6 protein-coding genes are annotated in these 7,823 nt (G+C 59.3%); all 6 read left to right on the forward strand.

What is annotated here, in order from left to right:
- Positions 1-140 precede the first annotated feature (140 nt).
- The 6 genes from JCM17207_RS06185 (at position 141) to JCM17207_RS06210 (ending at position 7,591) form a co-directional block, all read left to right on the forward strand.
- On the forward strand, positions 141-2,537 hold the full coding sequence (locus tag JCM17207_RS06185; protein WP_238316751.1) for a glycogen/starch/alpha-glucan phosphorylase: 2,397 nt from the start codon (positions 141-143) through the stop codon (positions 2,535-2,537).
- A 184-nt stretch (positions 2,538-2,721) separates the two neighbouring features.
- Positions 2,722-4,578, forward strand: a complete 1,857-nt coding sequence (locus JCM17207_RS06190; RefSeq protein ID WP_238316752.1) for a glycoside hydrolase family 13 protein — start codon at positions 2,722-2,724, stop codon at positions 4,576-4,578.
- Positions 4,579-4,836: 258 nt separating this feature from the next.
- Positions 4,837-5,289 carry an NfeD family protein gene (locus tag JCM17207_RS06195; protein WP_238316753.1) on the forward strand — a complete coding sequence of 151 codons (453 nt, stop codon included), beginning with the start codon at positions 4,837-4,839 and terminating at the stop codon, positions 5,287-5,289.
- 21 nt (positions 5,290-5,310) lie between these two features.
- Complete coding sequence (locus JCM17207_RS06200) at positions 5,311-6,207, forward strand: SPFH domain-containing protein (RefSeq protein WP_238316754.1); 897 nt, start codon at positions 5,311-5,313, stop codon at positions 6,205-6,207.
- A 215-nt stretch (positions 6,208-6,422) separates the two neighbouring features.
- The gene (locus JCM17207_RS06205) at positions 6,423-7,115 is read left to right on the forward strand and encodes a thiamine phosphate synthase (protein WP_238316755.1); all 693 of its coding nucleotides are present in this window, start codon (positions 6,423-6,425) and stop codon (positions 7,113-7,115) included.
- Positions 7,112-7,591 (forward strand): NanQ anomerase/TabA/YiaL family protein, encoded by a 480-nt coding sequence (locus JCM17207_RS06210; RefSeq protein ID WP_238316756.1) that lies wholly within the window; start codon positions 7,112-7,114, stop codon positions 7,589-7,591. The genes JCM17207_RS06205 and JCM17207_RS06210 overlap by 4 nt, the downstream gene beginning before the upstream one ends.
- Positions 7,592-7,823: the final 232 nt, after the last annotated feature.

Here is a 7,823-nt window from a genome sequence, read left to right on the forward strand (position 1 = left end):
TCTTTTTCTTGCAATCAAAGGGGCAACAGATTATAATAAAAAAGCTGTATTCCCTATAACAGGGTCAAACGATGCAATTTAGAATTTATTTTCACCCACCGTTTCTAATACTGAGCAAGTACGCAGACAGGAGATCATCTATGACTACGAAAGAATTTGCAAAAATTCTGCAAGACAAACTGACCAGTGAGTACGGCGTCGATCTGAGCGTGGCCTCTCACCAGCAGATTTATCGTTCTCTGGCACTCATCTGCCGCCAGATTATGAGCGAAAACCACAAGAAGTTCCAGTCCAAGGTCATCGGCTCGGGCTCCAAGCAGGTTTACTACCTCTGCATGGAGTTCCTGATGGGCCGCAGCCTCAAGACCAGCCTCTTCAACCTGGGCCTGAACGAGGCCGCCGAGGCTGCTCTGGCCGCTGCCGACATCAACATCGAGAGCATTTATGAGGAAGAGCCCGACGCAGGCCTGGGCAACGGCGGTCTGGGCCGTCTGGCCGCCTGCTACCTGGACGGCATGGCCACCACCGGCATCTGCGGCACCGGCTACTCCATCCTGTATGAGTACGGCATCTTTAAGCAGAAGATCGTGGACGGCTGGCAGCAGGAGCGGGCCGACAACTGGCTGCCCGGCGGCCAGGTCTGGCTCAAGAGCCACCCCGATCAGGCGGTTGAGGTCCGGTTCAACGGCGAGATCCGGGAGAACTGGGATCACGGCTTCCACTATATCCAGCACCTGAACTACAACAGCGTCATGGCTGTTCCCTCCGATATGTACGTCCAGGGCTATGACGGCCAGGGCGTGGCAAAGCTCCGCCTGTGGCAGGCCAAGGCCCCCGATTTCGACATGTCCAGCTTCTCTCTGGGCGACTACGGCGCCGCCATGAGCAAGAACGCCTCGGCTGAGCTGATTTCCAAGGTGCTCTACCCCAACGACAACCATGTTGAGGGCAAGATCCTCCGTCTGCGCCAGCAGTACTTCCTGTCTGCGGCCTCCATCGGCGACATCGTCCAGAACCACCTGGCCACCTACGCCACCCTGGAGAACCTGCCCGACAAGGTCGCCATCCAGCTGAACGACACCCACCCGACCCTGGCCATCCCCGAGATGATGCGGATCCTGCTGGACGAGTGCGGCTTCAGCTGGGAGAAGAGCTTCGACATCTGCCAGAAGGTCTTCTCTTACACCAACCACACCGTCATGGCCGAGGCTCTGGAGAAGTGGAACGAGGACATCTTCCGCATGACCCTGCCCCGGATCTACCAGATCGTGGTGGAGATGAACCGCCGCTGCCGGATGGACCTGGAGAAGGCTTTCCCTGGCGACAAGGGCAAGATCGACTATATGGCCCTGATCGGCGACAACCAGATCCGAATGGCCAACATCTGCGCCTACACCGCCAACAGCATCAACGGCGTTTCCAAGCTGCACAGCGAGATCATCAAGCAGAGCGTCTTCCACGACTACTACCTGTTCAAGCCCCAGGCCTTCAAGAACGTGACCAACGGCATCGCATACCGTCGCTGGCTGCTGGCCTCCAACCCCCGTCTGTGCAAGCTGCTGGACGAGACCATCGGCACCGAGTACAAGCACGACGCCGCCGAGCTGTCCAAGCTGAACAAGTTTGCCGATGACAAGAAGGTCCTGACCCAGCTGAACGAGATCAAGCTGGCCAACAAGACCGACTTCGCCAACTACCTGGCCAAGAGCACCGGTCAGGTCATCGACCCCAACTCCATCTTTGACTGCCAGGTCAAGCGGATGCACGAATACAAGCGCCAGCACCTGAACGCGCTGAACATCGCCGCCCAGTACCTGTACTTGAAGGAGAACCCCAACGCCGACTTTATCCCCAAGACCTATATCTTCGGCGCCAAGGCAGCCCCCGGCTACTATATGGCCAAGCAGATGATCCGTATGATCTGCAAGCTGGGCAACCTGATCAACAACGACCCCGCTGTCCGCGACAAGCTGCGGATCGTCTACCTGGAAGAGTACTGCGTCTCCCTGAGCGAGCACCTGATGCCCGCTTCTGAGGTATCCGAGCAGATCTCTCTGGCAGGCACCGAGGCTTCCGGTACCGGCAACATGAAGTTCATGCTGAACGGCGCCATCACCCTGGGCACCCTGGACGGCGCCAACGTGGAGATCGCCGACGCAGCCGGCAAGGAGAACGAGATCATCTTTGGTATGCTGACTCCCGAGGTCAACAGCCTGAAGAACATGGGCTACCACCCCAACGCCTTCATCATGGGCGACGACGTGGCCAACGCGGTCCTGAATTTCCTGGAGCGTGGCTGGAACGGCGAGAACTTCCACGAGGTGACCTCCAACCTGCGGTCCAGCGACCCCTATATGGTCATGGCCGACTTCAAGGATTACCGCCGCGCTCAGGCCGACCTGCAGCGGCTGTACGCCAACCGCGAGGGCTGGGCCCGGATGAGCCTGAAGAACATCGCCAACAGCGGCATCTTCAGCGCCGACCGCTCGGTCCTGGATTACGCCCGCGATATCTGGAACGCCCCCACCGTAAAGTAATCTTCTTTTGTGCTGCCGGCTTGGCCGGCTAGAATCTGTGACACTGCCCCGGTGCAAGCCGGGCCCTGTCCGGGACGCGAAATCCCCCGTTTGGCGGGGGCTGGGCGCCGCTTGGCGGCTGCCCTCTTCGAGTATCCCGGCCGGCCCGCTGCCCGGGGCCTTTTTGGGAAAGGAACGACGCACTTTGGCTTGTCTGTTCAACAGCTACGACACCTACTACAAGCGCCCCTTCGGTGCGCTGTTTGCGGGGCAGAGCGTCCATCTGGCGCTCTCGATCCCCGAAGAACTGGACTATGTGGACCCTCACCTCGTCCTTCAGAAGGACGGCGCGGGCCATATCCCGGTGCACTACCGGATGTCCTTTGAGGGCCAGACCCCTCAGGTGAACCATTTTTCGGTGGACGTAACCATCGAAACCGCCGGAATCTACTTCTATTATTTTGACCTGTATACCGACTTCCGGCGGATTTATCGCGGCCCGGACAACCAAGGTGTGCTCAGCTGGCAGGACGGCGAGCCCTGGCAGCTGACCGTCTGCGAGGCCGATTTCGAGACCCCGGACTGCGTCAAAGGGGGCGTGTTTTACCAGATTTTCCCCGACCGGTTCTGCGAGTCCCAGGAGAACAAGCACATGCCCTTCTCCGACCGGATCTACCGGGCCGACAAGCACGCCGAGCCTTTCTGGCAGCCCAACGAGACCGGCGGCCACCTGAACCACGATTATTTCGGCGGCGACCTCAAGGGCATCCAGTCCAAGCTGCCCTACCTGCACGAGATGGGGGTTACCTTCATCTACCTGAACCCCATCTTTGAGGCCCACTCCAACCACCGGTACAACACCGCCAACTATCTGAGCGTGGACCCTCTGCTTGGCACCAACCAGGATTTTGAGGAGCTCTGCACCGAGGCCAAGCGGTACGGCATCGGCATCGTGCTGGACGGCGTGTTCAGCCACACCGGCTCGGACAGCATCTACTTCAACCGGGAGGGCCGCTACGGCAACGGCGGCGCCTGGCGGGACCCCAATTCCCCCTACCGCAGCTGGTACGATTTTTCCTCCCAGTATCCCTGCGGCTACCGCAGCTGGTGGGGTTTTGAGACTCTACCCGAGGTCAACGAGGAAGATCCCTCCTATGTGGAGTTCATCACCGGCGAGGGGGGCGTCATCGACACCTGGCTCCGCCGGGGCGCAGCGGGCTTCCGGCTGGACGTGGCCGACGAGCTGCCCGACAGCTTCATCGAGAAGATCCGGGTAGCAGTCAAGCGGGTCAGCCCGGAAAAGTTTTTGCTGGGCGAAGTCTGGGAGGACGCCACCACCAAATACGGCTTCGGCAGCCGGCGGACCTATCTGCTGGGCAAGGGGCTGGACAGCGTCATGAACTACCCCTTCAAAAACAGTGTGCTGGATTTCGTCTGCGGCAAACCTGCCGAGCAGGCCGCCCAGGAGATCATGTCCATCTGTGAGCACTATCCTGCCCCGGCCCTCCACACCCTGCTGAACTTCCTCTCCACCCACGACACCGAGCGGGCCCTGACCGTCATCGCCGACGAGCCCGCCAACGGCCGGGGCCGGGAGTGGCAGAGCGGCCGCTGCGTCACCGGCGAAGCCTATGAGGAAGGGATGCTCCTTTTGCGGATGGCCTATGCCATCATCTTCACCCTGCCGGGGGTGCCCTGCATCTACTACGGCGACGAAATCGGCATGCAGGGCTACCGAGACCCCTTCAACCGGACCTTCTATCCCTGGGACACCACCGAACACCGGCTGCGCCCGGTGCTCTCCAACCTGGCTGAGCTGCGCAAGAGCTGCGAGGCGTTCCGCACCGGGGATCTGCGGATTCTGCGAGCCGAAGGCGGCGTGCTCCACTACCAGCGGGTGGGCGAACTGGAGACCGCCGAGATCATCGTCAACCGCACCGATCATATGCTGATCGAGCCCCTGGCCAACGGAAAGCACACCGTCATCAACCCCATGGGCTTTACCATTCTGGTGGATGAAATCGGCCACAACCCCGATCACAGCTACTACGACTACCAGTAATTTTTCATCAAACAGGACAAATTCAGGTTTTTATTTCGCCTGGATTTGTCCTGTTTTTGAATTATTGCAGAATTTATTCATCGAGTTTTTAGAAAGTGCTGTGAATTTTTTGTCGATAATCATGAATTTGATGCCATTTGACCTGTGGAAACAAAAAATGCTTGACCTCTCCCCCGGGGTTTGGAATATAATAGAACCATCCATAGAAGCAACGTTCTATGAATTCCTGCAACCGTCTGCTTCAAAGGAGGGAAGCACATGCCTATGGACGCAATCTGGTGGCTGATCGCCGCCATCGGTTTCCTCATGCTGGAAGCTGCAACCTTTAATCTGGTGTCGGTCTGGTTTGCGGTGGGCAGCGCCGCGGCGCTGCTCAGCTGCCTGGCCACCGACAGTCTTAAAATTCAGGCTGTGGTCTTTATCGCCGTCAGCGCTTTCTGCCTGGTAGCCTTCAAGCCCCTGGCCGCCAAACTCCGCCACACCTCCACCCCCACCAACGGCGACCGGAACATCGGCCGCACCGCCGAAGTGCTGACCCCGGTCAGCCCCAGCGCCACCGGCCGGGTTCACCTGGACGGCGTGGACTGGAACGCCCGGGCGGTACCGGGGGCTGAATTTCAGCCGGGCGATACCTGCCGGGTAGCAGCCATGGAAAGCACCCTGCTGATTGTCGAACCTGCCATGGCACCCAGCCATGCGGATGCAACCTAACAGAAAAAGGAGTGTACATTTATGATGATCTTTGTGGTCCTGGCACTGATCTTTGTGATCCTGCTGATTGTGGTCACCAACATTGTGATCGTGCCCCAGTCCCTGGTGTATGTCATCGAACGTCTGGGCAGCTACTCCACCACCTGGACCGCTGGCCTGCACGTCAAAGTCCCCTTTGTGGAGCGGGTGGCCAAAAAGGTCAGCCTGAAAGAGCAGGTCTGTGACTTCCCGCCCCAGCCCGTCATCACCCGCGACAACGTTACCATGCAGATCGACACGGTGGTGTTCTTCCAGGTCATGGATGCCAAGCTCTACACCTACGGTGTCAACCAGCCCATCGCCGCCATCGAGAGCCTGTCCGCCACCACCCTGCGGAACATCATCGGCGAGATGGAGCTGGACCACACCCTGACCAGCCGTGACGTCATCAACTCCAAGATCACCGCCATCCTGGACGAAGCCACCGACAAGTGGGGCATCAAGGTCAACCGGGTGGAGGTCAAGAACATCATTCCGCCCCGTGAGATTCAGGACGCCATGGAAAAGCAGATGAAGGCCGAGCGCGAGAAGCGCGCCGTCATCCTGAAGGCCGACGGTGAAAAGCAGGCCGCCATCACCGCCGCCGAGGGCGAAAAGGCCGCTGCCATCCTGCGGGCCGACGCCGTCAAGCAGCAGCGGATTCTGGAGGCCGAGGGCGAGGCCCAGGCCATTCTGGCGGTCCAGCAGGCCAACGCCGACGCAATCCGCCTGCTGAACGAGGCCATGCCCACCGACAAGGTGCTGGCCCTGCGCAGCCTGGAAGCTCTGGCCAAGGTGGCCAACGGCCGCGCTACCAAGCTGATCATCCCCTCCGAGCTGCAGAACCTGGGCGGCCTGGTGCCCTCGGTGAAGGAGCTTTTGACCGATCCCAAGGAATAAACCAAATCCATCTGCCGCAGGGCTTATGCCCTGCGGTTTTTGTATGTTTTACCGAAAGATGGGCCATTTCACCATTCTTTTTGCATTGTTTGTTGCAAATTTCACAATTCTATGGTATACTTGCCCCACAGAAAAGCACCATAAAATTCCCCTCTGTTTTGTCCGTTTCCATCACCAATCCCAACCCGACGCAATCCTTTTGGAGGCATTTTGCCATGGAGATTTCTGCTGAGAAACTGCGGCTGTATGCTGTCATAGATTGTGCCAAACTGAACGGGCCCGCTCTGGAACGCGCCGTGGAAGAGCTTTTGAGCGGAGGCGTCACCTGCCTCGAGCTGGAGGTGGAGGGCGAGGGCTTCTCCCCGGAGGATTTCGCCGCCCAGGCCCAGGCTGTCCGCCCCCTTTGCCAGCGGTTCCAGGCGCCGCTCCTGATCCGGAACAGTCCCTCGGTAGCCCAGCTGTCCGGGGCCGACGGCGTCCGGCTGGACTGGTCCGCCGCCGGAGTGGCCGAAGCCCGCAGTCTGCTGGGCCCGGCCAAGTTCATTGGCTCCTCGGCCCATGATGTAAAGGAGGCCATCCTGGCCCAGCGTCAGGGGGCGGATTTTCTGGTCTGCGGGTCGGTGTTCGGCTCCTCGGCACAGACAGACGCTGTGGTGGCCCTGGAACGGCCCGAGCTCTGGCGGATCTGCAAGGCGGCGGGGATGCCGGTGATCGCGGCGGGGGGCATCACCCCTCAGAACGCTCCCCTTTTAATCGCCACCGGCATTGTGGGCATCGCGGTCTCCCGCAGTCTGTTTTATGCCCCCAACAAATTAATCGCCGCCCACGAACTGCGGGGCCTGGCCGAGCGGATCTGCGCTTACCAGGAAGAGCCCCCCATCATCAACTATCGACGGAGGAACCGATGATTTACGATACCCTGAACAATCTGCCCAACTATCTGGGCATCAGCGACAACCTGGACACCGCCATTGAATACATCATGGCCCGGGATATCCAGACCCTGCCCAACGGCCGCACCCGGATCGATGGGGACAAGGTCTTTGTGAACGTGGCCCAGATCACCCCCCAACCGGGCGAAAAAGTGAACTTCGCCCGCCGGGAGAAATACCTGGCCCTCCTCACCGACCTGGAGGGCAGCGAGCTCTTTGAGGTCTCTCTGGGGGAGCTGGCCATCAAAAAGCCCTATGACCCCGCCACCGATCTGGCCTATGGCAGCACTGCCACCAGCATTGCCGGCATGCTCTGCGAGGGACGGTTTGCCCTCTTCCTGGCGGGCGAGGCCCACAAAACCGGCCTGAAGGCCCAGGGCTGCGGCAAGGTCAAGCAGGCGGTTTTCCTGATCGCTCTGGATGAGGAGGAAGAAACCGAGGATGCGGAATAAAAATCCCGCTCCTAGAAATGCGTCTTCTCCGAAACTAAAACTCATCTGCGATTTAATCCAATAAAAAACAGCGCCTCGGCCGAAACTGAACTGCACCCCATTTGTTAGACAGTATGGTATACTGGATAACAAGTGGGGTGTTTTATTATGCCAAAAGGAATACCGAACAAACGCTACACGCCGGAATTTAAGCAACTGGTAGTAGAGACAATGCGAAAGGAACACATAAGTG

Origin of the sequence: Faecalibacterium gallinarum (assembly GCF_022180365.1) — a bacterium.
Lineage (GTDB): Bacteria > Bacillota > Clostridia > Oscillospirales > Ruminococcaceae > Faecalibacterium > Faecalibacterium gallinarum.